The 25,981-nt window shown below is 63.5% G+C and carries 27 protein-coding genes; 12 read left to right on the forward strand and 15 right to left on the reverse strand.

Annotation, left to right across the window (positions count from 1 at the left end; all coding sequences use genetic code 11):
- Positions 1-169: 169 nt before the first annotated feature.
- The gene (locus tag F3J19_RS25000) at positions 170-1,285 is read right to left on the reverse strand and encodes an AI-2E family transporter (RefSeq protein ID WP_167047640.1); all 1,116 of its coding nucleotides are present in this window, start codon (positions 1,283-1,285) and stop codon (positions 170-172) included.
- A 262-nt stretch (positions 1,286-1,547) separates the two neighbouring features.
- On the opposite strand from F3J19_RS25000, the gene F3J19_RS25005 reads away from it, so the two are divergent.
- From F3J19_RS25005 to F3J19_RS25020, 4 genes are all read left to right on the forward strand, one after another.
- On the forward strand, positions 1,548-2,762 hold the full coding sequence (locus tag F3J19_RS25005) for a DUF2863 family protein (protein WP_167047643.1): 1,215 nt from the start codon (positions 1,548-1,550) through the stop codon (positions 2,760-2,762).
- Positions 2,763-2,977: 215 nt separating this feature from the next.
- The gene (locus tag F3J19_RS25010) at positions 2,978-3,859 is read left to right on the forward strand and encodes a response regulator transcription factor (protein ID WP_167047646.1); all 882 of its coding nucleotides are present in this window, start codon (positions 2,978-2,980) and stop codon (positions 3,857-3,859) included.
- A gap of 111 nt (positions 3,860-3,970) precedes the next feature.
- The gene (locus tag F3J19_RS25015; RefSeq protein ID WP_167047649.1) at positions 3,971-4,645 is read left to right on the forward strand and encodes an energy-coupling factor ABC transporter permease; all 675 of its coding nucleotides are present in this window, start codon (positions 3,971-3,973) and stop codon (positions 4,643-4,645) included.
- A 177-nt stretch (positions 4,646-4,822) separates the two neighbouring features.
- Positions 4,823-5,467, forward strand: coding sequence for a hypothetical protein (locus tag F3J19_RS25020; RefSeq protein WP_167047652.1), 645 nt, complete (start codon positions 4,823-4,825; stop codon positions 5,465-5,467).
- 111 nt (positions 5,468-5,578) lie between these two features.
- On the opposite strand, the gene F3J19_RS25025 is transcribed toward F3J19_RS25020, so the two are convergent.
- Positions 5,579-6,745, reverse strand: coding sequence for a M14-type cytosolic carboxypeptidase (locus F3J19_RS25025; protein ID WP_167047655.1), 1,167 nt, complete (start codon positions 6,743-6,745; stop codon positions 5,579-5,581).
- Positions 6,746-6,777: 32 nt separating this feature from the next.
- On the reverse strand, positions 6,778-7,560 hold the full coding sequence (yaaA, locus tag F3J19_RS25030; RefSeq protein ID WP_167047658.1) for a peroxide stress protein YaaA: 783 nt from the start codon (positions 7,558-7,560) through the stop codon (positions 6,778-6,780).
- Positions 7,561-7,621: 61 nt separating this feature from the next.
- On the opposite strand from yaaA, the gene F3J19_RS25035 reads away from it, so the two are divergent.
- A complete protein-coding gene (locus F3J19_RS25035; protein WP_167047661.1) occupies positions 7,622-8,125 on the forward strand; it encodes a putative toxin-antitoxin system toxin component, PIN family in 504 nt (167 codons plus the stop codon).
- A gap of 48 nt (positions 8,126-8,173) precedes the next feature.
- Complete coding sequence (locus F3J19_RS25040) at positions 8,174-9,346, forward strand: pyridoxal phosphate-dependent aminotransferase (RefSeq protein ID WP_167047664.1); 1,173 nt, start codon at positions 8,174-8,176, stop codon at positions 9,344-9,346.
- A gap of 211 nt (positions 9,347-9,557) precedes the next feature.
- Here F3J19_RS25040 and F3J19_RS25045 read toward each other — a convergent pair whose 3' ends face one another.
- Positions 9,558-10,205 carry a glutathione S-transferase gene (locus tag F3J19_RS25045; protein ID WP_167047667.1) on the reverse strand — a complete coding sequence of 216 codons (648 nt, stop codon included), beginning with the start codon at positions 10,203-10,205 and terminating at the stop codon, positions 9,558-9,560.
- A 127-nt stretch (positions 10,206-10,332) separates the two neighbouring features.
- Here F3J19_RS25045 and F3J19_RS25050 point away from each other — a divergent pair, with 127 nt between their 5' ends.
- From F3J19_RS25050 to F3J19_RS25075, 6 genes are all read left to right on the forward strand, one after another.
- Positions 10,333-11,889: a 3-hydroxyacyl-CoA dehydrogenase gene (locus tag F3J19_RS25050; RefSeq protein WP_167047670.1), complete on the forward strand. Its 1,557-nt coding sequence runs from the start codon at positions 10,333-10,335 to the stop codon at positions 11,887-11,889.
- A complete protein-coding gene (locus tag F3J19_RS25055) occupies positions 11,886-12,674 on the forward strand; it encodes an enoyl-CoA hydratase (protein ID WP_167047673.1) in 789 nt (262 codons plus the stop codon). The genes F3J19_RS25050 and F3J19_RS25055 overlap by 4 nt, the downstream gene beginning before the upstream one ends.
- A gap of 33 nt (positions 12,675-12,707) precedes the next feature.
- Entirely contained in the window at positions 12,708-13,424 is a 717-nt protein-coding gene (locus F3J19_RS25060) for a histidine phosphatase family protein (protein ID WP_167047676.1), read from the forward strand.
- A 20-nt stretch (positions 13,425-13,444) separates the two neighbouring features.
- Positions 13,445-14,551: a phosphotransferase gene (locus tag F3J19_RS25065; protein ID WP_167047679.1), complete on the forward strand. Its 1,107-nt coding sequence runs from the start codon at positions 13,445-13,447 to the stop codon at positions 14,549-14,551.
- A 129-nt stretch (positions 14,552-14,680) separates the two neighbouring features.
- Positions 14,681-15,940: an acyl-CoA dehydrogenase family protein gene (locus tag F3J19_RS25070; protein WP_167047682.1), complete on the forward strand. Its 1,260-nt coding sequence runs from the start codon at positions 14,681-14,683 to the stop codon at positions 15,938-15,940.
- A 143-nt stretch (positions 15,941-16,083) separates the two neighbouring features.
- Positions 16,084-16,785 (forward strand): glutathione binding-like protein, encoded by a 702-nt coding sequence (locus F3J19_RS25075; RefSeq protein WP_167047685.1) that lies wholly within the window; start codon positions 16,084-16,086, stop codon positions 16,783-16,785.
- A 101-nt stretch (positions 16,786-16,886) separates the two neighbouring features.
- On the opposite strand, the gene F3J19_RS25080 is transcribed toward F3J19_RS25075, so the two are convergent.
- The 11 genes from F3J19_RS25080 to F3J19_RS25130 all read right to left on the reverse strand — a co-directional run bounded on the left by F3J19_RS25080 (position 16,887) and on the right by F3J19_RS25130 (position 25,967).
- Positions 16,887-17,363, reverse strand: a complete 477-nt coding sequence (locus F3J19_RS25080; protein ID WP_167047688.1) for a MaoC family dehydratase — start codon at positions 17,361-17,363, stop codon at positions 16,887-16,889.
- A complete protein-coding gene (locus tag F3J19_RS25085) occupies positions 17,360-17,818 on the reverse strand; it encodes a MaoC family dehydratase (protein ID WP_167047691.1) in 459 nt (152 codons plus the stop codon). Before F3J19_RS25085 ends, F3J19_RS25080 begins: the two co-directional genes overlap by 4 nt.
- A 33-nt stretch (positions 17,819-17,851) precedes the next feature.
- Positions 17,852-18,979, reverse strand: a complete 1,128-nt coding sequence (locus F3J19_RS25090; RefSeq protein ID WP_167047694.1) for an acyl-CoA dehydrogenase — start codon at positions 18,977-18,979, stop codon at positions 17,852-17,854.
- Between the two features lie 10 nt (positions 18,980-18,989).
- On the reverse strand, positions 18,990-20,186 hold the full coding sequence (locus F3J19_RS25095) for an acyl-CoA dehydrogenase family protein (protein WP_167047697.1): 1,197 nt from the start codon (positions 20,184-20,186) through the stop codon (positions 18,990-18,992).
- Between the two features lie 47 nt (positions 20,187-20,233).
- Positions 20,234-20,659 carry a DUF1178 family protein gene (locus F3J19_RS25100; RefSeq protein ID WP_167047700.1) on the reverse strand — a complete coding sequence of 142 codons (426 nt, stop codon included), beginning with the start codon at positions 20,657-20,659 and terminating at the stop codon, positions 20,234-20,236.
- Between the two features lie 256 nt (positions 20,660-20,915).
- Positions 20,916-21,440, reverse strand: a complete 525-nt coding sequence (locus tag F3J19_RS25105) for a DNA-binding protein (protein ID WP_167047703.1) — start codon at positions 21,438-21,440, stop codon at positions 20,916-20,918.
- Positions 21,441-21,459: 19 nt separating this feature from the next.
- Positions 21,460-21,750, reverse strand: coding sequence for a hypothetical protein (locus tag F3J19_RS25110; protein ID WP_167047706.1), 291 nt, complete (start codon positions 21,748-21,750; stop codon positions 21,460-21,462).
- Between the two features lie 299 nt (positions 21,751-22,049).
- Positions 22,050-22,640: an NUDIX hydrolase gene (locus F3J19_RS25115; protein ID WP_167047709.1), complete on the reverse strand. Its 591-nt coding sequence runs from the start codon at positions 22,638-22,640 to the stop codon at positions 22,050-22,052.
- Positions 22,641-22,683: 43 nt separating this feature from the next.
- Positions 22,684-22,980, reverse strand: a complete 297-nt coding sequence (locus F3J19_RS25120; protein ID WP_167047712.1) for a DUF2818 family protein — start codon at positions 22,978-22,980, stop codon at positions 22,684-22,686.
- Positions 22,980-24,452, reverse strand: coding sequence for an NADH-quinone oxidoreductase subunit NuoN (nuoN, locus tag F3J19_RS25125; RefSeq protein WP_167047715.1), 1,473 nt, complete (start codon positions 24,450-24,452; stop codon positions 22,980-22,982). Before nuoN ends, F3J19_RS25120 begins: the two co-directional genes overlap by 1 nt.
- Before the next feature lie 24 nt (positions 24,453-24,476).
- Positions 24,477-25,967 carry an NADH-quinone oxidoreductase subunit M gene (locus F3J19_RS25130; protein WP_167047718.1) on the reverse strand — a complete coding sequence of 497 codons (1,491 nt, stop codon included), beginning with the start codon at positions 25,965-25,967 and terminating at the stop codon, positions 24,477-24,479.
- Between the last annotated feature and the right edge of the window lie 14 nt (positions 25,968-25,981).

The raw sequence follows: 25,981 nt of genomic DNA on the forward strand, positions 1-25,981 counted from the left end.
TTCCGGCACGCCGTCAACAGGTTTTAACACACTGCCCAACCTGCCTGCGCCGCGAAAACCCCTGCCATCCAGGGCCTCCCGCTTCCCCGTGCCCCGCTGGGCGGAACACGAAAGAGCGGAATTCTAGCGGGACCGGATACGACTTGCAAGTACGAATTCAGGGTTTTCCTTAGCGACCCTTGCCGAGGCCGTCCACTTCGCCAACGGCAGGCACCTTCGCATCAGGAGCCAAAGCCCCCGCGGTCGGCGCGCCAATCGCCCAGTCGTGCAGCACGGTATAAGCGACCGCCAGCAAAGTCGGTCCGATGAAAACGCCGAGGAAACCAAATGCCAACGCCCCGCCAAGGATGCCCAGCATCACCAGGATCAGCGGCATATCGCTATTCTTGCCAATCAGGATCGGCTTGATGACGTTATCGGACATACCAACGACCAGCACGCCCCACACGACCAGAAAGATCGCCCACCCTGTCACGCCCCCCTGATACAGCCAGATCGCGGCAGGCAGCCACACGATGACCGGACCGCCCGGCACCACCGACAGAAAAAACGTCGCCAGCCCAAGCAACGCCGGAGCCGGCACGCCTGCAATCCAGCAGCCGAACCCTGCGAGAATGGCCTGCACGAGTGCCGTACCCAGAATCCCGTAGACCACGCCCTTCACCGTGCTGCCCGCCAGCGCGAGCAGATAGTCGGCGCGCTCACCGGCAATACGCCGCATGCCCGCATTCAGCCACGCGGCCGCACCTTCGCCGCCGATATAAAAGAAAAACGCCAGCACAATGCTCAGCGCCAGCAACCCCAGCCCGTGCGTCACGGCAATCGCCGCCGCCAGAATCCACTTGCCGGCGGGAGCCGCGAACGTGTGCAACTGCGCGATCAACTCCGAGTTGCTGCTCGTCACCCGCTCCCAGAAGGCTTCGATGCTCGAACCGACGAGCGGGATTCGCTGCACCCACGGCGGAAGATCCGGCAAGCCCGACTCGAAGAGTCTTTGCACCAGCGCCACGATATCGTGAACATGCGCACCGAATGCAAACCCCGCATACACGAATGGCCCAAGCACAACAACCAGAATGATCAGCACGATCAGCATCGCGGCCAGCTTGCGGCGCCCGCCGACCGCGCTCGTGAGCCGCCGGTAAAGCCCCCACGAGCTATAGCTGAGAATGGCGCCCCACAGCAGCGCGGTCGTGAAAGGTGCCAGCACCAGCAACGAGCCGCCCACGAGAACGATCAACGCGAATACAGCGGCAAGACGTTCGATCAGTTGATCCGATTTCACGATGAATCTCCTATTGCGCCAGGCCATGGCGATGAATTGACATACGCCTGTCAGGCGCCCGCGAAACGCCGTCAGTATAGGGGCGAGTCGCGCGTCCTGAGTGACTTATGCCATTCGGCCAGGAGAACATGAGCCACGCGCGCAAAGAAGCGGCTTTCCCGTCACGAAACGATCCGATTCATGTGCCAATGCTGGCTAAACGGTATAGCGTCCCGGAAAAGATTAGAATATAAGGTTCCGTGCCTCCAATTTTTCCGGATTTATGCGCTCGCGAATCGCCAAACGTCTCCCTCCCGATGCCGACAAGCTTGTCGGTCTCTCGCTCGCGCTTTTCGCGTCGGGCAGCCGCACCGAAGATCGCTTCTGGGAAGCCAAGCTCGATGCGTTGCTGGCCAGGATCGTGCGCAACGCCAACCAGACCACGCTGGACGCCGCGCTCGATCATCTGCAGCAAAACCACCCCGACGCCTATGGCGCGCTCGCCGACATGGCGGAAACCCATAGCGAGTCGTTCCTCATCGAGCACGAAGGCGCGCCCTACGAAGCGCTGCTGATCGCCGCGCCCGTGCTCGCCTGGACCCGCTACGTGATTCCGTCCGGCCCGCTCAAGACCGACGCGGCCGACGCCTTGCGCGCGCATCTGCAGGCGCACGTGCTCGCGGCAAACACGCGCGTCGCGATGGCGCCGTTCCTGTACAGCATCGACCAGTTGCCGCGCCATCACGTCGAAACGTGGCGCATCGCCCAGCAGCTCGCGCAAGCGGCGCTCACCGGCGGCAATGCCAGGCTCAATTTCGGCGAGTTGCCGGAAACCTCGCCGATTCTCGCCGACCCACGCTTCCTGCTGGCCGTCGTCGCAGCGCCGGTAGGCGAGGCGACCTTCCGTTGGCAGGAAGAAGAGCACGGCAGCCGCATCGAGCGCGGCCAGTGTCTCGAGCAATGGGCCACACAAGGTGGCGCGAATCTGTCGCTCGTGCTGCCGGGTTGCGAATTCGAGTGCCTGTTGCCCGACGCGTACTACTCAGCCTGCCGCGATGCCGACGAAAGCGTGCGTCCTCACACCGTGCGAACCGCCGTGCGTTATCTATTTGACACAATTGGCGCGGCGCCGCAGGACCTTCGCGCGGTGGTCGCCGGCTTCGGCGAACGACGTATCGACGAGTACCGTGTCGGCTTCACGCGCAAGGGCAGCAACGACGTGATTTACGGTGTCGTGTGGCCGCTCTACGGTCGCGAAAACGGCGAGCCGGGCATCGACGAAGAACCGCAGGAGACCGCCGGCTCGGACGACCCGCTCGAGGAAATCGTCGCACTGCTCAAGGAGACAGGCATTACTGACGTGCGTCGCCACGCGGGCCGCTTCGAGCCGGAATATTGCGACGACTGCGGCGTGCCGCTCTACGTGGACCCGCTCGGTGAGATCGTCCACGCGGAAATGCCCGAAGACGCAGAGCCCGCGCAACCACATTTCCATTGAATCTCGACGCCCGCCTCAACGCGTTATCGCAAAAAAGCCCCGCCTCGTGCGGGGCTTTTTGTTGGCGTAGCCGCGCGTCCTATGCCTTTCGGACAGCCGTCAAATCCGAGGGAATTTGTCATCATAGGACTGGTGACGCATGAAAGTGAGTGAGCCCGGTTCATGAACCGCACGAGTGCGTCGCGCTATTTCGCCCGATTAATCTGGAGACATGCATGCGCTTCTCGATTCTCAATTCAAACGCGGAACGACGTGACGGACTCAAAGCCCTGCTGAGGCAGATCGACCGGCTGGCGCGTTTTACCGAAGCCCAGGACTGGCGTCAGCTCGAGCGTCCGTTCAAGCGCTATGTGCCTGACCTCGTCGTGATCGACTGGCAGGACTGGATGTCGGTTCTGGATGTCCGTCACCTGCTCAGCGACTACCCCGACCTGCGCATCGCCGTGCTGACCGACGGCACCCCGCCCGCCCTCGTGCGCGCGCTGCTCGACGAAGGCGTGCTCGGCGTCGTGCCGCGCGACACCGATCCGTGTCTCATCGTGCGCGCCTTCGAAATGGTGCTGCTCGGCGGTCATTACGTGCCGCCCGGCGCACTCGCGCTCGATCCTCCGTTGCCATCCGACACCGCGATCCGTCTGTTCGATGAAAAAAATCCGCCGCCGCGCCGCAACCGCCTCTCGAGCGGACTGTCGCCGCGCCAGGAGCAGATCATGCGCTGCGTTCACATGGGCAGCACGAACAAGATGATCGCGCGCACGCTCGGCATTAGCGAAGGCACGGTCAAGATCCATCTGACCAGCATCTTCCAGCAGCTCGGCGCCCCCAATCGCGCCGCCGCGGTCGCGCTTTACAACGGCTGGCTCACGAACCATCTGCAAGTGCTGCACAACAACGGCGAAAGCTCCGCGCGGCCGGTAACGATGGGGCAGACCGGCGCGACTCCGCTGCGACGTCATAAGCGCGCGCGTTTTCAGTATCCGTTGCCAACCAGCGACACTACCCCGGCGCTGCCCATGGCCGCCGAACCCACGACATCGTATGGCGACCCGCCGCATCCCACGCTCCCGCCGAAGCCACTCACACCGGGTTCGACATAACGGCCGGCGTCATACGCGGCATGTCCGCGCGCGTACGCCCAGAGAGCGGTGGCGGGAGCTGGCATGGAATCCGCTCACACCTTTTCCCGTCCAACGAGTAATATGAGACACATGGGTTTCCTATACACACCGCTTCCGTTCTGGGTCGCTGTCGGCGGCTGGGTTGCCACTGCGATGATGGTCGCGCTCGCGCTGTGGAAAAATCCTTTCAAAAGACTTCAGGACGGCACACTCCAGCACGTATGGCTCGCGATCATTGTCGCGGTGTCGGTGCTGTGGGCGAGCAATGCCTGGCTCGACGACGGCACCGTCATGCATCTGCTCGGCGCCACGCTCTTCGTCACGCTCTTCGACTGGCGGCTCGCGCTGGTCGCCATGGCGTTCGTCACGGGCCTTGCCGCCGTCGTCTTCGATGCGCCATGGCAAGGCATCGCGCTGACGTTCCTCGTGTACGGCGCGCTGCCCGTCGGTATCTCGACCCTGCTCCAGCGCATCTGCATCGCGTGGCTGCCACGCAATCTCTTCATGTTCATCTTTGGCCAGGGCTTCGTTTCTCCCGCCATTGCCGTATCACTGACCGTCGCGGCGGCGCTCGGCCTTCATGTCGCGCTGGCCGGCGGCTCGACAACCGTGGTGCCGGCCGGCTATGCGCTCAGCGTGCTGCTGCTCGCCACCGGCGAGGCGTGGTTTACCGGCATGGCAACCGCGCTGATCGCGGTTTACCGTCCCGCCTGGGTAACCACGTACGATGTCCGCCGATACCGCTTGGGCGGCCCACGCACCTGAGGATTCGTGCGTTGCTGCGAGCGCCGGTGCGTATCTGTGATAATTCAACGCCTGGTCGCGTGAGATTCAGCGAGCGTTCGCGCCAAGACTAGCCCGAATATTTGCAGCAAGATTGAACTCACCCTTTTGCAAGGCATCTTATTTGCCTCATCCCCCCATTAGCGTCTGAAGAACTAGATGGATCGCACCAACGTACCGCGCCGATTGCTGCGGGTGGTCGGCCGGCTGGCAGCCTGCGCAGCGAGTCTCTCGCTCATCTGCACTGCCCCCGCATTCGCCGATCAACTCGAGCAGCACAACGACCTCGTCAACAAGTTTATCAACGACATGCATGCGGACCCGCTCGTCGCGGACTGTGCCGCGCACGGCGACTTCGTCGCCAGCACGTCGACCGCATTCGATCACGTCGAATTTCCACCAAGCTCGTTCGATAGCGCCCACTCGTCCGTCACACCGTGGAACGATTCGTTCGACGAAGGCAAGCAGCGCGTCAAGGTGGACAGCATCGTCACCGTCGAAGGCGTCGGCGTGCCCCAGAACGGCGCCAGCGACCCCGCGGACCTGAAATTCCGCTGCGGCTATGTCGGCTCGCAGATGCTGGCGTTCAGCTGGAACGATCCGGTGCCGCCGAACCGTGCGCATAGCGAGGGATCGCGAGGCGCCTCGGGCAAGCATAAAGGCGGCAAGGGCAAGCACTCGGCGAGCGGCAAGACGTCGAAGAAGTCGGCAGCGAAGTCGTCGAAATCGGGCTCGGGTAAAGCGTCGCGCGCGACCTCGGGCAAATCGGCCACCAAAAGCACAGCGAAGAAAAAGAGCAAATAACGGCGTGGCGTTGATCGACTCGCGTCAACACCGGCAGCTCGCTCGTCATTCCAATAAGAAAGCGGCGCGCACCGAAAAGTGCGCGCCGCGTTTCTTGCGCCCGTCCGTCTTTTACGCGAACGTCTCCACGTGCCGCAGAATGGCCTGCAACATCGCGGCGCCAAGCGATGCGCTGCGCTCGCCGTTCCAGCCCACGCGTTCATCGGGCAGATTGGCGTTGTCCTTGAACGGCATTTCCAGCGTCAGCGAGAGGCAGTCGAATTCGTTGCCGATGTACTTCGACGCGAGCTTCAAAGCATCCTCGCGATACTTGCTCGCCGCATAGCCATGCTTGTCCTGGAAATCGGGGCTCGCGTGCCTGAACGCCTCGATAAACGCCTTCTGCTCGAGCGCCTGCCGTTCGGTGAAACCCGGCAGCATTTCGGAGCCCGCGACGAACACATAAGGCAGCGCCTCGTCGCCGTGGATATCGAAGAACAGATCGCAGCCCGTCGCGTGGATCGCGTCGCGCACCACCAGCACTTCGGGACTGCGCGCGGCGTCCGGCTCCATCCATTCGCGATTCAGGTTCGCGCCGGCTGCGTTGGTGCGCAGATTGCCGTGCACGCTGCCGTCCGGATTCATGTTCGGCACGATGTGGAACACGGCGTGGTCGTAGAGCTTGCGCGCGACCGGGTCGCCGGCCCAATCGCCCCAGCCGACGAGACGTTTCACGAGCCCTTCGATGAACCATTCGGCCATCGTCTCGCCGGGATGCTGGCGCGCGATCAGCCAGACCTGCTTTTTCGGCGTGGCGGGAGCGGCATCGTCGGCCTCCGGCGTCGCCAGCGTGAGCAGCGAAATGGGCCGCCCTTCGACGCTCCTGCCGAGCTCGGTGAGCGATGCGTGCGGCATCTGCTGTACGGCGCCGAGAAACTCCGCATGGCGTTCCTCGCTATACGGCTCGAAATACGCGTAGTAGATGCTGTCGAAATCGGGCGTGTGATCGATCGTCAGCACGCGGCCGTCATACGAGGTCGGCACGCGAAACCAGTTCACGCGGTCATAGCTCGCGACCGCCCGGTAATCGCGCCAGCCTTCCGCGAACGCGCACGCGGCGGCGTTCTCGAAGGTCATCACGCAGCGCTCGCCGGCCGTGCCGGACAGACGGAAATAGAACCACTGCGCGAATTCCGCGTGGCTGTCGGGCCGCACGCGCAGGCGGATATGGCCGGCGTCCTCGCAGGACAGCACTTCGACCGCCCCCGCGTCGAAATTGCTCGTAATCGATAACGTCATGAGATCCTTCCTGCCCGTGTGCAACGGACGGTTTATTCCGCGATGCGGCGGCGAAATACGTAGGTGGAATCGTTCGAGGCCTCGGCGCTGAACGCATAGCCTTCTGAGTCGAACGCCTGCAGCTGCTCGGGCTCGTCGAGGCGATGCTCGACCGCATAACGCGCCATCAGACCACGCGCGCGTTTTGCGTGGAAGCTGATGATCTTGTAGCGGCCGCCCTTCCAGTCCTCGAACACCGGCGTGACGACCGGCGCTTCGAGCAGCTTCGGCCTGACCGACTTGAAGTATTCGCCCGACGCGCAATTCACGAGCACGCGCGAGCCCGCGGCGTTCTTCTTCAATTGCGCGTTCAACGCCTGCGTGATCCGCTCGCCCCAGAACGCATACAGATCCTTGCCGCGCGGATTGACGAAACGCGTGCCCATTTCGAGCCGGTACGGCTGCAGCAGATCGAGCGGACGCAGCAGGCCGTAGAGGCCGGACAGCACGCGCACATGATTCTGCGCATAGTCGAGATCGGCGGACGACAGCGTCTTCGCGTCGAAGCCTTCGTAGACGTCGCCGTTGAATGCGAGCACCGCCTGCTTGGCGTTGTGCGTGCCGAATTGCGGCGACCAGTCGGCGTAACGCTGGAAATTGAGGTGCGCGAGCTGATCGGAGATGCCCATCAGCGAGGCGATCTGTTGCGGCGACAAACTGCGCAGGCCGTCGATCAGTTCGGCTGCGTCGTCGACGAAATCGGGAATCGTGTGTTTCTTGACGTGCGGCGGGGTTGCGTAGTCGAGCGATTTCGCCGGCGACAGAACGATTATCATAGAGGCTTGCATGCAGGCACGCCGTGCCTGGCGGTCAAAGACGAAAGCCAGATTGTAACGAATGCCCGGTTCCCACGCCTCAAGCGGCGCCTTGCGCGTCGTGCTCGATTCCAATGTCTGGATCGATATTCTCGTGTTCGACGACCCGCATACGCGGCCGATCGCCGCCGCGCTCGAAAGCGGCGCGCTGGCCGCGCTGATCGACGCGCGCTGCCTCGCCGAGCTAACCTACGTGCTCGACTATCCGCAATTCGCGCACAGGAACGTCGACAAGACGGCGGCGCTCGCGTTCGTCGCGCGGTTCGCGCAGATGGTCGAGCCGCCGGCCACCGTCGAACCCACCGAGGGCGTACGGCCGCTGCCCCAATGCAAGGATCGCGACGACCAGAAGTTTCTCGAACTCGCGCACACAGCACGGGCTGACTGGCTCGTCTCGAAGGACCGCGCGGTGTTGAAGCTCGCGAAGCGGATCGCGCGCGATTTCGGCTTCCAGATCGCCCAGCCGGCGCCGTTCGTCGCGGCTGTCGGCATTGCGCAGAATCTGCCCGTCGCAACGACGCCCTGACGCTTTTCGAGAACCCGGCCCACCCATCGCCCAGCTACGAACCACGCCATGAACGCACCGCACGACACGTCCGCCAGCCCTACGTTTCCGTCCCGCCTGCCGAACGTCGGCACGACGATCTTCACCGTGATGAGCGCGCTCGCCGCGGAAAAAGGCGCGGTGAATCTGGGCCAGGGCTTTCCCGACTTCGCCTGCGATCCGCGCATCGTCGACTCGGTCGCGAACGCGATGCGCGACGGCCACAACCAGTACCCGCCGATGGCGGGCGTTCTGCCGCTGCGTCAGGCGATCGCGGAGAAGATCGCGAATCTGTATGGGCGCCGCTACGACGCAACGAACGAAATCACCGTGACGGCGGGCGCGACGCAGGCGCTCTTGACCGCGATTCTCTGCACCGTCCATCCCGGCGACGAAGTGATCGTGATCGAGCCGACCTACGACAGCTATCTGCCGTCGATCGAACTGGCGGGCGGCAAGCCGGTCTTCGTCACGCTCGAAGCGCCCGACTACGCGATCCCGTTCGACAGGCTGGCCGCCGCGATCACGCCGAAAACGCGGCTCATCATGATCAACACGCCGCACAATCCGACCGGCACGGTGTGGCGCGCGGAGGACATGCGCAAGCTCGAAGAGATCGTGCGCGGCACCAACGTGCTGATCCTCTCCGACGAAGTGTATGAGCACATGGTCTACGACGGCGCGCCACACGAAAGCGCCGCGCGCTATCCGGAACTCGCGCAGCGCAGCTTCGTCGTGTCGAGCTTCGGCAAGACCTACCACGTGACGGGCTGGAAGGTCGGCTACGTGGCGGCGCCCGCCGCGCTCACGGCCGAGTTCCGCAAGGTGCACCAGTTCAACGTGTTCACCGTCAATACGCCGATGCAGATCGGCCTCGCCGATTACATGAAGGACCCCGCGCCCTATCTCGATCTGCCGGCGTTTTATCAGAAGAAGCGCGACTTCTTCCGCGCGGGTCTCGCGAACTCGCGCTTCAGGCTGCTGCCGTGCACGGGCACCTACTTCCAGTGCGTCGACTATTCGGCGATCAGCGATCTGCCCGAAGCCGAATTCGCGCAATGGCTGACCGGCGAGATCGGCGTCGCGGCCATTCCGGTCTCGGCGTTCTACCACGAGGCGCACGAGTCGGGGGTGGTGCGCTTCTGCTTCGCCAAGCAGGAAAGCACGCTCGCCACCGCGCTCGAGCGGCTCGCGCGGCTTTGAGATGCTCCGCGCGATGTCACGAACGAATCCACGTTCCCGGCCATCGCGCATCGTTGCATGGGCGTGTGTGTTACGGCCTGCTTTGTGGTCTGCGTTACATCCGGCCCCACGGCCCGGGTCACAAGCCGATTCACAAGCAGGCTCACGGCCAGCTTCACGCCCCCACCCACACCTCTGCGCAGACCGTCACACTCCCCACACGCCTCTTTCATCAGGCCGCGCGCGACGCCGCGATATACGCCTTGAGATCATCGGTCACGCGCTGCGCGGCGGGCCGAGCCTTGATCGTCTTGACGTAGCTCTTCCAGTCGATCCCCGCGTCGAGCAGAAAGTCGCGGCCGTAGATGGTCTGCGTCGCCGAGCCCACGAGCGGCAGGTGCACGTAGCCGGAGATATCGGCGACGCTGAAATGCTCGCCGCACAGATACGGCGCGAACTTCGCGATCCGCTTGAAGCCGGCGATGTGATGCGCGAGCAGCTTCTCGACGCGCCCCTTCGTTGCGTCGCTCACCGTGCCGCCGAAAAACGATTCCTTGTACAGATTGCGCGCCGTCAGTTCGAGATGCACGTCGACGAAGGCGATCATCTCGCGCTCCTTGGCCGCCTGCCACGGATCGGCAGAGAAGATCCGCCTGTCGGGAAAGCTCGCGGCGAGATATTCGACGATGCATTGCGATTCGCACAGATCGCCGTTCGCGGTCTGCAGATACGGCACCTTGCCAAGCGGCGAATGCGCGAGCAGCGCCTCGTCCTGGCTCGGCTTCACGAGCACCTCCTCGAACGGAATGCCGTGCTCGAGCAGCACGAACTTGACCTTGTTGTAGTAGTTGGACAGTGCGAAACCGCAGAGCTTCAACATCGGATGTCTCCTTCTTTTCGGTTGTTCGAGCCCACGCATCGCAATCGAAGCAGCGGCTTTCCATTAAATCATCCAGTAAATTGCACGATCGTGCTATTCTAAAATAACCATGGAGTCGAGCATCGCAATGAACTCTCGCAATTTCAGTATCGAGACCATCGGCATTGTCGGAACCGGTGCAATGGGCCGCGGCATCGCGCAGATCGCCGCGCTCGCGGGCCTGAGCGTGCGGCTCTTCGACACAAACTCCGCTGCCGTCGGCGCCGCGCGCGATTACCTCGCGGACACTTTCGCCAAATTGACGGCCAAAGGCAAGCTCGAGCAGTCGCGCTCGCTGGCCGCGCTCGCGAACGTGAGCGGCGTGCAGAACATCGGCGAGCTGGCCGGCTGCGATCTGGTCGTCGAGGCGATCGTCGAAAAGCTCGACGTGAAGCAGGCCCTCTTTCGCGAACTCGAAACCGTCGTGAGCAGCCGCTGCATCCTCGCGTCGAATACGTCATCGCTGTCGATCACCGCAATCGCCGCGGGCTGCACCGATCCCTCGCGCGTGGTCGGCTATCACTTCTTCAATCCCGTGCCGCTGATGAAGGTCGTCGAAGTGATCGACGGGTTGCGCAGCGACCCCGAGGCCGGCAACGCGCTGATGGACCTCGCGCGCCGCATGGGTCACACGCCGGTGCGCGCGAAGGACATGCCCGGCTTCATCGTCAATCACGCGGGCCGCGGCATGAATACCGAGGGCCTGCGCGCGGCGGGCGAAGGCGTCGCGAGCTTCGCCGATATCGACCGCATCATGCGCGAGCAGGCCGGCTTCCGGCTCGGGCCGTTCGAGCTGCTGGACCTGACCGCGCTCGACGTGTCGCATCCGGTCATGGAATCGATCTATCACCAGTTCTACGAGGAACCGCGCTACACGCCGTCGCCGATCACCGGCACACGGCTGCTCGGCGGACTGCTGGGCCGCAAGACCGGCGAGGGCTTCTACCGCTACGTGGACGGCAAGCAGCAGGTGCCCGACGAAGCGCCCGCGCCGAGCGCGCTGCCGCACAGCGTATGGGTCAGCCAGCGCTACCGCAAAGCGCATGACGCAGTCGTGCAACTGATCGGCCAGGCCGGTGTGAAGCTCGACGACGGCGCGACGCCCGCCGCGAATTCGCTGATCGTCGTCACGCCGTTCGGCCACGACGCGACCACGGCCGCGGTCGACGAAGCGCTCGACGCCAGCCGCGTCGTCGCCGTCGACACGCTGTTCCCGCTCATCGGCGCGAAACGCCGCACGCTGATGACCACGCCGGCCACGACACGCGCCGCCCGCGACGCCGGACACGCGCTCTTCGCCGCCGACGGCGTACCCGTCACCGTGATCCGCGATTCGACCGGCTTCGTCGCGCAGCGCGTGGTCGCGACGATCGTCAACATCGGCTGTGACATCGCGCAAAAGCAGATCGCCACACCCGAGGACATCGACCTCGCGGTCACGCTCGGCCTCGGCTATCCGCGCGGGCCGCTCGCGCTCGGTGACGCGCTCGGCGCCACCACGATTCTCGCGATCCTGCGCAACATGTTCGGCGTGCTCGGCGATCCGCGCTACCGTCCGTCGCCGTGGCTCGCGCGGCGCGCGCAGCTCGGTCTTTCGCTGACGCAGCGCGACGCCAGCGACATCTCACCGGAGGCCCGATCATGAGCGCCGCCCTGCTCGCTTCACGCCCAGCCAGCAGCGAATCGACGCTGGTCCTCACGCTGTCGAATCCCGGCGCGCGCAACGCGCTGCATCCGGACATGTACGCGGCCGGCATCGAGGCGTTCGACACCGTCGAGCGCGATCCGTCGATTCGCGCGGTCGTGATCACTGGCGCCGACAACTTCTTCTGCGCGGGCGGCAACCTGAACCGCCTGCTCGAAAATCGCGCGAAAGATCCGTCCGTGCAGGCCGAGAGTATCGACCAGCTCGGTCAGTGGATTTCGGCGCTGCGGCTGTCGTCGAAACCCGTGATTGCGGCGGTCGAAGGCGCCGCGGCCGGCGCCGGCTTTTCGCTCGCGCTCGCCTGCGATCTGATCGTCGCCGCGGACAACGCGAAGTTCGCGATGTCGTATGCACGCGTCGGCCTGACGCCCGATGGCGGCGGCTCGTGGTTCCTCGCGCAGGCGCTGCCGCGCCAGCTCGCCACCGAAGTGCTGATCGAAGCCAAGCCGATCGGCGCGGCACGTCTGCACGAACTCGGCGTCGTCAACCGGCTCACCAAGCCCGGCATCGCGCTCGATAACGCGCTGGCCTGGGCCGACGAACTCGCGGCGATTTCGCCCAATTCGGTGTCACGCATCAAAGGACTGATCGCCGCGGCCGGCACGCAGCCGCTCGCGGATCATCTGGTCACGGAGCGCGACAACTTCGTCGCCTCGCTGCATCACCGCGAGGGCCTCGAAGGGATCAGCGCGTTCCTCGAAAAACGCGCGCCGGTCTACAAATAGTCTGCCAATCAGCCACGAGAGAGCCGCCCGACCATGCCCGACTATCAGTTGCCGAAACGTCGCCGCATCTTCCTGATGCGCCACGGCGACGTCACCTACTTCGACGATTCCGGCCGCGCGATCGACCCCGAGACCGTGCCGCTCAACGCGAACGGCCGCGAGCAGGCGAGCGCCGCGGGCCGCCTGTTCGCCGAACAGCGGGTGCGCTTCGATCGCGTGATCGTGAGCGGCCTGCCGCGCACGATCGAAACCGCGCGACGCGTGCTCGCCGAAACGGGCCAGCAGATCGAGCCGGAAATCGAGCCCGCGTGGCAGGAAATTCGCGGCGGCAAGCTCGGCAGCATTCCGGCGAGCGATATCGAGGCGGCGTTTCTCGGCGTGTTCGACGGCATCGTGCCCGAAAGCACGCGCTTTCTCGACGGCGAAACGATCGGCGAGCTGTTCGATCGCGTGCTGCCGGCCGTCGCGGCGCTGCGTGAGGACACCTCGTGGGACACCGTGCTGCTGGTGCTGCACGGCGGCGTCAATCGCGCGATCCTCTCGCACGCGCTGACAACGGGCGGCCGCACGTTCTTCGGCCATCTGTCGCAGGCGACCGGCTGCATCAACGCGCTCGACGTCGGCGCCGCGCCGCGCGACTGGGTGCTGCGCATGCTCAACCACTCGCCGCCGTCGCCGCTGCATCGTGACGTGCGCAACACCACGATGGAAATGCTTTACGCGCAATTCATCCGCTACCAGCGCAGTTGACACCGAACTGGAGGAGACACATGGCGCAAGCCACGCAGACCGGCGAACCCGCACCCAAACAGGACTATTCGGCCTTCGAAGGCACCCGTCCCGTCAACGAGCGGCAACGCTTCGACAACGACGCGCTCGCCGCGTGGCTGACCCGTCACGTCGACGGCTTCGCGGGACCGCTCACGCTCGAACAGTTCGCGGGCGGCCAGTCCAATCCGACCTTCAAGCTGATCACGCCGTCGCGCTCGTACGTGATGCGCGCGAAGCCCGGCCCCGCCGCGAAGCTGCTGCCGTCCGCGCATGCGATCGAACGCGAATACCGCGTGATGCACGCGCTGACCGGCACCGACGTGCCGATCGCGCAAATGCTCGCGCTGTGCGAGGACGAAAGCGTGATCGGCCGCGCGTTCTACGTGATGGAGTTCGTCGAAGGCCGCGTGCTGTGGGACCAGTCGCTGCCCGGCATGACGGCCGCTGAGCGCACGGCGATCTACGACGAAATGAATCGCGTGATCGCGGCTTTGCATAGCGTCGACGTCGCCGCCGCCGGCCTCGTCGATTACGGCAAGCCGGGCAATTACTTCGCCCGGCAGATCGGCCGCTGGAGCAAGCAGTATCTCGCGTCCGAGACCGAGCCGATCGACGCGATGCAGCGTCTGATCGAATGGCTGCCGCAACATATGCCCGCCGAAACGAGCGGCCGCACCTCGGTCGTACATGGCGATTACCGGCTCGACAATCTGATCTTCGATCGCTACGAGCCGCGCGTGCTTGCGGTGCTCGACTGGGAACTGTCGACGCTCGGCGATCCGCTCGCCGACTTCGCGTATCACTGTATGGCGTGGCACGTCGACCCGGGGCAGTTCCGCGGCATCGCGGGGCTCGACTGGAGCGCCCTCGGCATTCCCGACGAAGCACAGTACGTCGAACGCTATTGCCAGCGCACCGGCTTCGAGATTCACGGCGACTGGAACTTCTATCTGGCGTACAACATGTTCCGCATCGCCGCGATTCTGCAAGGCATCATGAAGCGCGTCGTCGACGGCACCGCATCGAGTGCGCAGGCACTCGACGCCGGCCGGCGCGCGAAGCCGATGGCCGAACTGGCCTGGCGCTACGCGCAGAAGGTGCGCTAGGCGCAAAACAATGCGCCGGGGCCGCATGCCCCGGTTATGGGCCGGGCTGGGCATCATGCCGTTATTTGTGCACGAGCTTGCGAGCCCCGCTTCAACATCATCCGCTGTCCGTCATTCGCGAGGTTTCAGATGAATTTCGATTACACCCCGAAGGTCCAGGCGTTGCGCGAAAAACTGCTCGCCTTCTTCGACGAGCATATTTATCCGAACGAGCAGGCGTTCTATGCGGAAATCGCGCGCAATCGCCAGAACGGCAACGCATGGGTGCCGACCGAGCTGATCGAGCAACTGAAGCAGAAGGCGCGCGCCGCCGGTTTGTGGAATCTGTTCCTGCCGCAATCGGAGCGCGGCGCCGGACTGACCAACCTCGAATACGCGCCGCTGTGCGAGATCATGGGCCGCGTGCCCTGGGCGCCGGAAGTGTTCAACTGCAACGCGCCCGACACCGGCAACATGGAGACGATCGAGCGCTACGGCAGCGAAGACAACAAGCGCGAATGGCTCGAACCGCTGCTGCAAGGGCAAATCCGCTCCGCGTTCCTGATGACGGAGCCGGAAGTGGCCTCGTCGGATGCGACCAACATCCAGACCCGCATCGTGCGCGATGGCGACCACTACGTGATCGACGGCCACAAGTGGTGGTCGTCGGGTGCGGGCGATCCGCGCTGCAAGGTCTATATCGTGATGGGCAAGACCGATCCCGAGGCGCCGCGCCATCAGCAGCAGTCGATGATCCTCGTGCCCGCCGACGCCGCCGGCATCACCGTGCACCGCCCGCTCACCGTGTTCGGTTACGACGACGCGCCGCACGGCCATATGGAAATCACGCTCGATAACGTGCGCGTGCCTGCCGCCAACATGCTGCTCGGCGAAGGCCGCGGCTTCGAGATCGCGCAGGGCCGCCTCGGCCCGGGGCGCATCCACCATTGCATGCGGCTCATCGGTCTCGCCGAACGCGCAATCGAGCTGATGGCGAAGCGCTCGCTGCAACGCGTCGCGTTCGGCAAGCCGGTCGCGTCGCAAGGCGTCACGCAGGAGCGTCTCGCCGAGGCGCGCTGCATGATCGAGCAGGCGCGTCTGCTGACGCTGAAGACCGCGTACATGATGGACACCGTCGGCAACAAGGGCGCGCGCGGCGAGATCGCGATGATCAAGGTGGTCGCGCCGAACATGGCGTGTCAGGTAATCGACTGGGCGATTCAGGCGCACGGCGGCGGCGGTGTCAGCGACGACTTTCCGCTCGCCTATGCCTACGCATCGGCACGCACGCTGCGTTTCGCCGACGGCCCCGACGAAGTGCATCGCAATGCCATCGCCAAGCTCGAACTCGCACGCCATCTGGATGCGGGCGCGGCCGCTCGCGTGGAGATGCCGGTCACGCGCGTTTGAGTTCCGCGGCCCGATGTGAAAGGTGAGCGCGGGGGGGGGGGGGGCTGAGCCCACGGCAAGCAGCATCGTACGATCTATGCTCTAATTTTTCGACCACGGCGGCGCCCTCTTTGCGGCGCCGCTTTGACGAACAGGGAGCAACGATGATCGATGTCTATAGCTGGGCGACCCCGAACGGCCACAAGGTTCACATCATGCTCGAAGAGACGGGCCTGCCCTACACCGCGCATGCCGTGAATATCGGTGCCGGCGACCAGTTCAAGCCCGAATTTCTCGCCGTCAGTCCCAACAACAAGATTCCCGCGATCGTCGACTCCGAGGGCCCGAAAGGCGCTGATGGCCGGCCGTTCGCGCTGTTCGAATCGGGCGCGATCCTGATTTACCTGGCTGAAAAAACCGGCAAGTTTCTGCCGACCGATCCGGCCGCGCGCTACTCGGTGCTGCAATGGCTGATGTTCCAGATGGGCGGCCTCGGTCCGATGCTGGGGCAGGCTCACCACTTCCGCCTCTACGCACCCGAGCAGATCGAGTATGCGGTCAAACGCTACACCAACGAAGCGCATCGCCTGTACGGCGTGATGGACACGCAACTCGGCAAGACGCGTTATCTCGCCGGCAACGACTATACGATCGCGGACATCGCCTCGTTCCCGTGGACGCGCTCATGGAAAAACCAGGGCATCGAACTCGATGCGTTCCCGAACGTGAAGCGCTGGCATGAAGAGATTGCCGCTCGGCCCGCGGTGGTGCGCGGCGTCGACGTGCTCGCGTCCGCACGCGTGCCGCTGATGGACGACAAGGCGAAAGAGATGCTGTTCGGTGCCACCCAGTACGCGAAGCATTAACTGCTTCGTCTTCCCGGCGATACGCCCCGACGCCAGGCAAAAAGTGCGAGCCCGCATGCACGCCGGCTCGCACTTTCGATTTCACCCGCGACGCAAGAACACTAGAAGTAGTGCCGCGTAATGAACTCCGCGATGCACACCGGCCGCTCGCTGCCCTGCCGCTCCACCGTGACGTTCCATGCGACCTGCACGCCGCCGTCGTCGACTTCGGTCACGGATTCCACCGCAAACTTCCCGCGCAGCGACGAACCCACCAGCACCGGCGACACGAAACGCACACGATTCAACCCGTAGTTGACGCCCATGCGCTGCTCGAACGTCACCATTTCACCGAGCAGAGCCGGAATCAGCGAGAGCGTCAGAAAACCATGCGCGACCGGGCCGCCGAACGGCGACTCGCGCCTGGCCCGCTCGGGGTCGACGTGAATCCATTGATGATCGCCGGTGGCCTCGGCAAAACGATCGACCTTATCCTGATCGACGCTCAACCATTCGCTGACGAGCGGTTCGGCGCCCACGCGCGCGAGCACAGCCTCGGCATTGTTGAAAGCGGCGAGCGGCGCCGCACTCGCCGTCATGCCGCGGCTCCCGGCTTGCGCAGCCCGAACATGCCCTTCGAGCGCACCGTAATCACCGTTTCGCCATGCTGATTGATGCCTTCCCAGCGCGTCGATACGATGCCGCGATCGGGTTTGCTCTCCGACACGCGCTTGTCGACGATGACGTTCATCATCGTGATCGTGTCGCCGACGCGCACCGGCTTGAGCCAGCGAATCTCGTCGATACCGGGCGAGCCCATCGACGTCGAACCCGCCAGCACGTTGCGCACGAGCATGCCCATCATCACCGAGCACGTATGCCAGCCGCTCGCCACGAGGCCGCGAAACGGCGATTCGGCCGCTGCGGCTTCGTCGAGGTGAAACGGCTGCGGATCGAACTTCTGCGCGAACTCGACGATCTCCTCGCGCGTGAACGTGTGCTTGCCGACTTCGTGCGTCGTGCCGACTTCCATGTCTTCGAAACTGAATCCCATCGTGCCTCTCCTTGATCCGGTTGAATGCGCCGATCAGTCTTCGGCGACGGCAAAGCCGGGAAGCGTGGCGAACCGCGCAAGATGATGATCGACGTCGCCAAGCGTGGTCTCGATGATCGCGAGGCGCTTAAATAGATGCGCCGCCGCTACCTCGTTCGTGACGCCCATGCCGCCATGCAACTGCACCGCCTGCTGACCGACGAAACGCGCCGCCTGACCGACGCGCACCTTTGCCGCCGAAATTGCGCGACGGCGTTCGTCGGCATCTTCGCTCGCATAGCGCATCGCAGCGAGATAGGTGATGGAGCGCGCCTGTTCCGCGTGAATCAGCATCTCGACCATACGATGCTGCAACGCCTGGAAACGCGCGATCGGCTGGCCGAACTGCTGGCGCGTTTTCGTGTAGTCGACGGTGGCGTGGTTCAGCGCGTCGAGCGCGCCGATCGCCTCCGCGCACAGCAGCAACGTGCCGTAGTCGGCGATCTGTTCGAGCGCCACCGCGCCCGCGTGCTGACCGGCGAGCCGGCGCGCGGGCGTGCCGGTGAATTCGAGCGTCGCCGCGCGCTGGCCGTCGATGGTGCGATATTCGGTGACTTTGGCACCGGCCGCGCCGCGCGCCACGACAAAAAGCGCGATCTCGCCATTCAGGCGTGCCGGCACGATCCAGTGATCCGCCTGCGCGCCGTGCAGCACGACCGACTTCGTGCCACCTAGCGCGTACTGCTCGCCCTGAGCGCTCGCCGTCGTGGCGATGTCGAACAGATCGTAACGTGCGTGCGGTTCATGAAAGGCCACGGCCAGTTTGCATTCGCCCTGCGCCGCGCGCTCGAGCAACGCGGCGTCTTCGCCTTCGCTCGTGCCCGCTATGCGTAGTGCCTCGATGCCGACCACGGTCGCCCAATACGGCTCGATGACCAGCGCGCGACCGAGTTCCTGCATGACCACCAGCATGTCGATCGGACCACCGTTGAAACCGCCCTGCGCTTCCGGCACCGGCAGCGCGGTCAAACCGAGTTCGGTGAACGCGGCCCAGTGCGCGGCCGACACACCGGCTTCCGAGCGCACGATCGCCTGACGCGCCTCGAAGCCGTAGCTTTTCTCGAGATAGCGGCGCAGCGCGTCGGCAAATTGCTGTTGTTCGTCGTTGAAAGTGAAGTCCATGCGCCGCTCCTCAAAGTCCGAGAATCATCTGCGCGATGATGTTCTTTTGAATTTCGTTCGAGCCGCCGTAAATCGACGTCTTGCGGAAGTTGAAGTAGTACGCAGCGAGCGGCGCGGCATCGTCATCGCCGGCGAGGCTGTGCTCGCGCTCGCCTTCGAGGAACGGCACGTCGAACGGCGCGGCAAGCGGACCAATCGCTTCGAACATCAGCTCGGTCAAGCCCTGCTGCACTTCGGTGCCTTTGATTTTCAGCATCGACGCTTCCGGGCCCGGCCCGCGTCCGCCCGCCTCGTTGGCAACCACGCGCTGCACGGTGACTTCGAGCGCCATCAACTCGATTTCGAGATTCGCGACCTTCGCGGCAAAGACCGGGTCCAGCAGCAACGACTTGCCGTTCTTCTTCTGATTCAGCGCGACGCGCTTAAGAAAGACGAGTTCACGCTTCGAGGTGCCGACCCGCGCGATGCCGGTGCGCTCATGACCTAGCAGGTATTTCGCGTACGTCCAGCCGCGATTTTCCTCGCCGACCAGATTCTCGAGCGGCACTTTCACGTCTTCGAAAAACACCTCGTTGACTTCGTGATCTTCGTCGAGCGTGATGATCGGCCGCACGGTGATGCCCGGCGTTTTCATATCGATCAGCAGAAACGAAATGCCTTCCTGCTTTTTGGCCCCGCTGTCGGTGCGCACGAGGCAGAACATCATGTCGGCGTACTGGCCCAGCGTGGTCCAGGTTTTCTGGCCATTGACCACGTAATGATCGCCGACGCGCTCGGCACGGGTGCGCAGCGATGCGAGATCCGAGCCCGAACCCGGCTCGGAATAGCCCTGGCACCACCAGTCTGTGCCGTCGAGAATACGCGGCAGATAGTGGCGCTTCTGCGCCTCGTTGCCGTATTTCATCAGCACGGGTGCGACCATCGATACACCGAAGGGCAGCACGGAAGGCGCACCAACTCGCGCGCACTCTTCCTCCCAGATATGCCGCTGGGTCGCATCCCAGCCCGGGCCGCCATATTCGCGCGGCCACGCAACCACCGACCAGCCTCGCGTGCCGAGCAACCTGTGCCAGCTAGCGAAATCTTCGCGGGAAAGACGTTTGTGATTGAGTACCTTGTCGCTCAGCTCACGGGGCAGATTCGCCTCGAGCCAGGCGCGGATGTCGGCGCGGAACGCGTCTTCAGCGGAGGAATAGTCCAGATTCATGCGTAGTGTCTCCTGGCCGCCACCACCTGGCGCCAGCAGGCACCGCGCTATTGCAGCGGTTCCTTCAGGGCAGCCGGGACTGGCAGCGGCATCACTTCGATGCCTTCCTCGACCAAGGCACGCGCATCTTCCGGGGTCGTGACACCACGAATATTGCGTGCGGGCGCTTCGTTGTAGTGAATACGCCGCGCTTCCTCGGCGAAGCGGTCGCCCACGTTCTCGGTCTTTTCCAGTACCTCGCGCAGTGCGCGCATGACACGCGCCTGCATGTCACCGGTATCCGCCGGCGCTTTCGTGTCAGCCGCACCCGACAGATTCAGGCGCGGTGCCGACGGCAAGCGGCTCACTTCGTTCGCACCGCAGATCGGACATTCGACGAGCTTGCGAGACTGCTGCGATTCGAAGTCATCAGCCGAAGCGAACCAGCCTTCGAACCGATGGCCATGCGGACACTGTAAATCGAGGACCTTCATGTGGAATCAGGGCTTGCGTGCCAGTTTAGCGCAAAAAGAAAATTTATGAACGATCGTTCGTAAAATTTAAGATCGATGCGCCAGAGTTGGACGTAGTGAACAAATCGGGCGCGGTGGGCGATTTTAACGCTTTGCGCCAGGCGCTGCCGAAGGCAAGTCGCCACGTGAGCCGTACCGGTTTCGCCTGACGAACCCTGCTGGACCGCTCACCCATCATGCTTAAGGGCTCTCTACACCGGCATGCCCCGCACCACGCTTACGCGACGAGGTTTTCAATCCGGCGGCTGACGCGCGCTTCGATCTGACGCGCCCCCCGGGCAAGATTGATCTGTTTCGCCAGCTTTGCAACATCCACCACGTCTGCCTTGATGTTGTATCCGCCGCGCGAAGTGAGCCACTCAAGCACGTCGGACAGATGCCACACCGACGTACTCCCTTCGTGGACAGGCGGAGGGAAGTCCGTGGCGTGGCTCAGCATCAGCTTGCGCATGTTCTGCCGCGATACGCCGGCGACTTCCGCCGCATCGGTCAAGCCAACGAAATCGGGCCCCGCCTCTACAAGCTGCGCAGACGGCACCGCGCGTTTGACATCCTTGAGCGCGCTGACGACAGCCTCGAGCGCAGATGCACCTTCGCGGGAAAACAGCAGCCCCAAGCGTCCCGGTTGTCCCACGCCGACCGTGGCGTCGTCGCACCCTGCTTCGCCCAGCCGTTCGACGATCTCGTCGGCATCGCAGTCTTCGGCTGCGAGCCGGTATTTCAACGTGAACACATATTCCATACGTTACTCCTGTCTTCATTCAGCCCAGGTTTGCGCCTTTCATGTTCGGCGCCACACGCCCCGTTACCGCACGAGCCGTGCAGTTGTCGACGATACGCCGCAAGTGCTTGGCGTGATTGCCCGAATTCTTCGGCGTACTCCAGACACTCGATATACAGAACTCTCCGCAGCGGCATTCCGCCTCTTTATAAGGACAGTAGATTTTTCCCCACGCGTGACCTCTCCCACCATCCTGGACGCGCCAGCCATGCTTCTCCGCGTAGACCAATGCCGCTTCGATCTCCTTCTTCGCGTGCTTTCCTCTAACCATCGACACCTCCAATTTAACCGACGCCTCATAAGTTGTCAATCGACAACTACAAAGACTTTCAAAGTCAGACCTCTTCGCTGCCTATCGTTCGTTATTCAAAATAAAAACGATGACGAACGCGGTGACCGGAAAGCTCATACTAGCGACACGCGAACGACTCGACGAGCCAGCCAGATGGCCTATGAAAAACGGATATTCAGGTGTCGGAGAAAAAGCGTTGCCCAATGACAAAGCCCCTGCCGGTCATCGACCGGCAGGGGCTTCTCGTGTTATAGGCCGGATATCTGGCAGCGCCAGACTTATACCGTCTCCGGCGTCGCCGTCGGCCAGGCGCCCGAGAGCACCTTCTCCAGCCAGAACGTGCCGATAATCGTCTTCACGTCGGTGATCTTGCCGGTGCGCACCCATTCGGATACGTCCTCGAACTTCGCCGTAAAGAGTTCGAGGAACTCGCCCTCGTCGAGCTTGCGCTCGCCGGCGACCAATCCGCGTGCAAGATAGATGTCGATGAACTCGGTCGAATACGAAATGATCGGGTGGATGCGCGTCAGGTACACATACTCGCGCGCGGTATAGCCGGTTTCCTCGCGCAACTCGCGCGCCGCGCAGGCCAGCGCGCCTTCGTTCGGATCGAGCTTGCCGGCCGGATACTCGACCATGACCTTGCCCATCGGATAGCGATACTGGCTCTCAAGCAGCACGCGACCGTCGTCGAATAGCGGAATCACCATGACGGCACCCGCATGCTTGACGTATTCGCGGGTCGCCTGCTTACCGTCAGGCAACCGGACCGTATCGTACTTGACCGTCATGAACGGCCCTTGATGAACCGTCTTGCTGTCGATACACGTCTCGGTTAGCGCGGCATCGTGATTGGGAAGTTCAGCCATGTGCGGACCTCAAAACAGCCTGGTGCGCGACGGCGGGACGCCGTCAGCGGCGTTTGACGAGATATTGGAAGGTAAAGCCGGGAAAAGCGAACACGACGAACAGCGCAAACGTGATCGCATAGAACTGCCAGCCCTGTTCGAAGCGGTTTCCCGCGCGCGCTTCGAGCAGAAAACCCAGCGCGCCAACCACGAAATACAACACGATCAGTTCGGCAATCCGCAGCCAGGCGCTTTTCTTCGCCGCTTTCAACGGCACGGCGGCGAAGAGGCGCTGATTCAGGAACGGCAGGTTGGCGCCCACGAACGCCAACAGCACGATAAACCAACCCGCAGCGGACATCAGAGCAGCAGCGTGTGCTGGATAGCCTGCAGGCAGGCGCGCAGCAGCGGGTCGGGCACGATACCGAGCACCAGCACGGCCACGCCGTTGAGCGCGAGCAGCGCGCGCGTGCTCGTGTCGGCGACGATCGGCGACTTGTCCTGCGGCTCGTCGAAGTACATGAGCTTGACGATACGCAGGTAGTAGAACGCGCCGAACAGCGAGGTGATAACCGCCAGAACCGTGAGCCAGGTCAGACCGGCGTTCATCGTCGCCTGCAGCACGGCGAGCTTCGCATAGAAGCCGACTGCCGGCGGAATGCCCGCGAGCGAGAACATCATGATCATCATCACGAACGCGAACACCGGGCTGCGCTGATTGAGGCCCTTGAAGTCCTCGAGCGTGTCCGCTTCGAAATCGCGGCGGGCGAGCAGCATGATGACGCCGAAGGTGCCGAGCGTCGTGATCAGGTAGACGATGCTGTAGAACATCGCCGAACCGTACGCGCTCGCGGCGCCCGTGGTCTTCTGGTCGACTACGCCAGCGAGCAGGCCGAGCAGCACGAAGCCCATGTTCGAGATCGCCGAGTACGCAAGCATCCGCTTGACGTTGCGCTGCACGATACCGGTGATGTTGCCGACGATCAGCGACAGCGCCGCGAGGATCACGAGCATCTGTTGCCATTCGACCGCGAGCGGCAGCAGGCCCATCACGAGGAAGCGCAGGCCCCACGCGAATGCCGCGACCTTCGGACCGCCGCCAACCGTGAGCGTCATCGCCGTCGGTGCGCCCTGGTACACGTCGGGCACCCACATGTGGAACGGCACCGCCCCCATCTTGAACGCCACGCCGGCCACGATGAAGATCACGCCGAACAGCAGCACGCTCGGATCGTAGTGGCTCGTGCCGATCGCCTTGAACACTTCGTTGAGGTCGAGCGAGCCGGTCGCGCCGTACAGCATCGAGATACCGTACAGCAGGAAGCCCGAAGCGAGCGCGCCGAGCACGTAGTACTTCATCGCCGCTTCGTTCGACGACGCCACTTCGCGGCGCAGCGCGATCACCGCATACAGCGACAGCGACATCAGTTCGAGACCGAGATACAGCGTCAGGAAGTTGTTGCCCGAGATCATCACGATCTGGCCGAGCAGCGAGAACATGCCGAGCAGGAAGAAGTCGCCGCGGAACAGGCCGCGGTCCTCAAGATAACGGCGCGAATAAACGATCGACACCGCGTAGCCGAGCGACACCACCGCCTTCATCACGTTGGCGAACGAATCGACCACGTACATGTGGTCGAAGAAGTAATGCACCTGCGGATCGAACGCATTCATCGCGAACCAGATGCCGGCGACCAGCGTCGAGAAGAACGCGATGAAATACGTGGTGCGGCGACCGTCCGGGCCGACGAACGTGTCGTTGAGCCACGCGACGACAACGGCCAGCATCAGCAACGCGTCGGGCAACAGAGCAGTCATAGGGGCGTTTTGCATGGTCTTAAATTCCTCCGCTCGTCGTTACTGAGGCAACGGCAGCTTCGATTGAGCAACGTGGGAGAGGAGGTTTTCCACGGATACGTGCATCACATCGGTAAAGGGCTTCGGGTACAGCCCCATGAACAGCGTCAGTGCGGCGAGCACTGCCAGCATGAAAAATTCGCGACGGCTGATGTCGGCGAGATGCTTCACGTGGTCGTTCGCGACCGCGCCGAAGTACACGCGCTTGTACATCCACAGCGTGTAGGCCGCGCCGAGGATCAGCGTAACCGCCGCACCGCCCGCGATCCAGAAGTTGTACTGGACAGCCGCCAGGATCACCATGAATTCGCCGACGAAACCGGAGGTGCCCGGCAAGCCGCAGTTCGCCATCGAGAACAGCATCGCGAACGCCGCGAACTTCGGCATCATGTTGACGACGCCGCCGTAATCGGCGATCTGACGCGAATGCATGCGGTCGTACAGCACGCCGATGCTCAGGAACATCGCGCCCGACACGAAGCCGTGCGAGATCATCTGCACGATCGCGCCTTCCGCACCGAGCTGGTTGAAGATGAAGAAGCCGAGTGTAACGAAGCCCATGTGCGCGATCGACGAATACGCGACCAGCTTCTTCATGTCGGCCTGCACCATCGCGACGAGGCCGATGTAGATCACCGCGATCAGCGACAGCGTAATGACGACCGGCGCGAGGAAATGGCTCGCGTCAGGCGCGATCGGCAGCGAGAAGCGCAGGAAACCGTACGCACCGAGCTTCAGCATGATCGCGGCCAGCACGACCGAGCCGCCGGTCGGCGCTTCCACGTGCGCATCGGGCAGCCACGTATGCACCGGCCACATCGGCACCTTCACCGCGAAGGCCATGAAGAACGCGATAAACAACAGCACCTGCGGCGTCATCGCGATCTGCGCGTGCTGCCACGTGGCGAGATCGAACGTGCCGGTTTCGTTGTACAGATACAGCAGCGCGACCAGCATCAGCAGCGAGCCCATCAGCGTGTACAGGAAGAACTTGAACGCCGCATACACGCGGTTCGCCCCGCCCCACACGCCGATGATGATGTACATCGGGATCAGCGTCGCTTCGAAGAACACGTAGAACAGCATGCCGTCGGCCGCGCTGAACACGCCGACCATGATGCCCGAGAGGATCAGGAACGCCGCGAGGTACTGGCCGACGTTCTTCGTGATCACTTCCCACGCGGCGATCACGACGATCACCGTAATCAACGCGGTCAACACGACGAACCACATCGAAATGCCGTCCACGCCGAGGTGGTACGCGATGTGGAAGCGCTCGATCCAGCTCGCCTGCTCGACGAACTGCAGATCCGCCGTGCTCGAATCGAAACCGGTGATCAGCGGAAGCGTGACGATGAAGCTCAGGACCGAGCCGATCAGCGCGATCCAGCGCGCCGGCGCCGGGTTGTCGTCCTTGCCGATCGCGAGGACCAGCAGGCCGAAGAGAATCGGCAACCAGATCGCGATGCTGAGAATCGGATAAGCGTGCATGAGTGTCCCTCGCC

It is taken from the genome of Burkholderia sp. Ax-1724, from assembly GCF_011752995.1.
Lineage (GTDB): Bacteria > Pseudomonadota > Gammaproteobacteria > Burkholderiales > Burkholderiaceae > Paraburkholderia.

What these genes read in the sequence shown, in the direction of transcription:
- F3J19_RS25005 (WP_167047643.1), top strand. Translation starts at nt 1,548, where the DNA reads ATGCGCTCGCGAATCGCCAAACGTCTCCCTCCCGATGCCGACAAGCTT.
- F3J19_RS25010 (WP_167047646.1), top strand. Translation starts at nt 2,978, where the DNA reads ATGCGCTTCTCGATTCTCAATTCAAACGCGGAACGACGTGACGGACTC.
- F3J19_RS25015 (WP_167047649.1), top strand. Translation starts at nt 3,971, where the DNA reads ATGGGTTTCCTATACACACCGCTTCCGTTCTGGGTCGCTGTCGGCGGC.
- F3J19_RS25020 (WP_167047652.1), top strand. Translation starts at nt 4,823, where the DNA reads ATGGATCGCACCAACGTACCGCGCCGATTGCTGCGGGTGGTCGGCCGG.
- F3J19_RS25025 (WP_167047655.1), bottom strand. Translation starts at nt 6,745, where the DNA reads ATGACGTTATCGATTACGAGCAATTTCGACGCGGGGGCGGTCGAAGTG.
- yaaA (WP_167047658.1), bottom strand. Translation starts at nt 7,560, where the DNA reads ATGATAATCGTTCTGTCGCCGGCGAAATCGCTCGACTACGCAACCCCG.
- F3J19_RS25035 (WP_167047661.1), top strand. Translation starts at nt 7,622, where the DNA reads ATGCCCGGTTCCCACGCCTCAAGCGGCGCCTTGCGCGTCGTGCTCGAT.
- F3J19_RS25040 (WP_167047664.1), top strand. Translation starts at nt 8,174, where the DNA reads ATGAACGCACCGCACGACACGTCCGCCAGCCCTACGTTTCCGTCCCGC.
- F3J19_RS25045 (WP_167047667.1), bottom strand. Translation starts at nt 10,205, where the DNA reads ATGTTGAAGCTCTGCGGTTTCGCACTGTCCAACTACTACAACAAGGTC.
- F3J19_RS25050 (WP_167047670.1), top strand. Translation starts at nt 10,333, where the DNA reads ATGAACTCTCGCAATTTCAGTATCGAGACCATCGGCATTGTCGGAACC.
- F3J19_RS25055 (WP_167047673.1), top strand. Translation starts at nt 11,886, where the DNA reads ATGAGCGCCGCCCTGCTCGCTTCACGCCCAGCCAGCAGCGAATCGACG.
- F3J19_RS25060 (WP_167047676.1), top strand. Translation starts at nt 12,708, where the DNA reads ATGCCCGACTATCAGTTGCCGAAACGTCGCCGCATCTTCCTGATGCGC.
- F3J19_RS25065 (WP_167047679.1), top strand. Translation starts at nt 13,445, where the DNA reads ATGGCGCAAGCCACGCAGACCGGCGAACCCGCACCCAAACAGGACTAT.
- F3J19_RS25070 (WP_167047682.1), top strand. Translation starts at nt 14,681, where the DNA reads ATGAATTTCGATTACACCCCGAAGGTCCAGGCGTTGCGCGAAAAACTG.
- F3J19_RS25075 (WP_167047685.1), top strand. Translation starts at nt 16,084, where the DNA reads ATGATCGATGTCTATAGCTGGGCGACCCCGAACGGCCACAAGGTTCAC.
- F3J19_RS25080 (WP_167047688.1), bottom strand. Translation starts at nt 17,363, where the DNA reads ATGACGGCGAGTGCGGCGCCGCTCGCCGCTTTCAACAATGCCGAGGCT.
- F3J19_RS25085 (WP_167047691.1), bottom strand. Translation starts at nt 17,818, where the DNA reads ATGGGATTCAGTTTCGAAGACATGGAAGTCGGCACGACGCACGAAGTC.
- F3J19_RS25090 (WP_167047694.1), bottom strand. Translation starts at nt 18,979, where the DNA reads ATGGACTTCACTTTCAACGACGAACAACAGCAATTTGCCGACGCGCTG.
- F3J19_RS25095 (WP_167047697.1), bottom strand. Translation starts at nt 20,186, where the DNA reads ATGAATCTGGACTATTCCTCCGCTGAAGACGCGTTCCGCGCCGACATC.
- F3J19_RS25100 (WP_167047700.1), bottom strand. Translation starts at nt 20,659, where the DNA reads ATGAAGGTCCTCGATTTACAGTGTCCGCATGGCCATCGGTTCGAAGGC.
- F3J19_RS25105 (WP_167047703.1), bottom strand. Translation starts at nt 21,440, where the DNA reads ATGGAATATGTGTTCACGTTGAAATACCGGCTCGCAGCCGAAGACTGC.
- F3J19_RS25110 (WP_167047706.1), bottom strand. Translation starts at nt 21,750, where the DNA reads ATGGTTAGAGGAAAGCACGCGAAGAAGGAGATCGAAGCGGCATTGGTC.
- F3J19_RS25115 (WP_167047709.1), bottom strand. Translation starts at nt 22,640, where the DNA reads ATGGCTGAACTTCCCAATCACGATGCCGCGCTAACCGAGACGTGTATC.
- F3J19_RS25120 (WP_167047712.1), bottom strand. Translation starts at nt 22,980, where the DNA reads ATGTCCGCTGCGGGTTGGTTTATCGTGCTGTTGGCGTTCGTGGGCGCC.
- nuoN (WP_167047715.1), bottom strand. Translation starts at nt 24,452, where the DNA reads ATGCAAAACGCCCCTATGACTGCTCTGTTGCCCGACGCGTTGCTGATG.
- F3J19_RS25130 (WP_167047718.1), bottom strand. Translation starts at nt 25,967, where the DNA reads ATGCACGCTTATCCGATTCTCAGCATCGCGATCTGGTTGCCGATTCTC.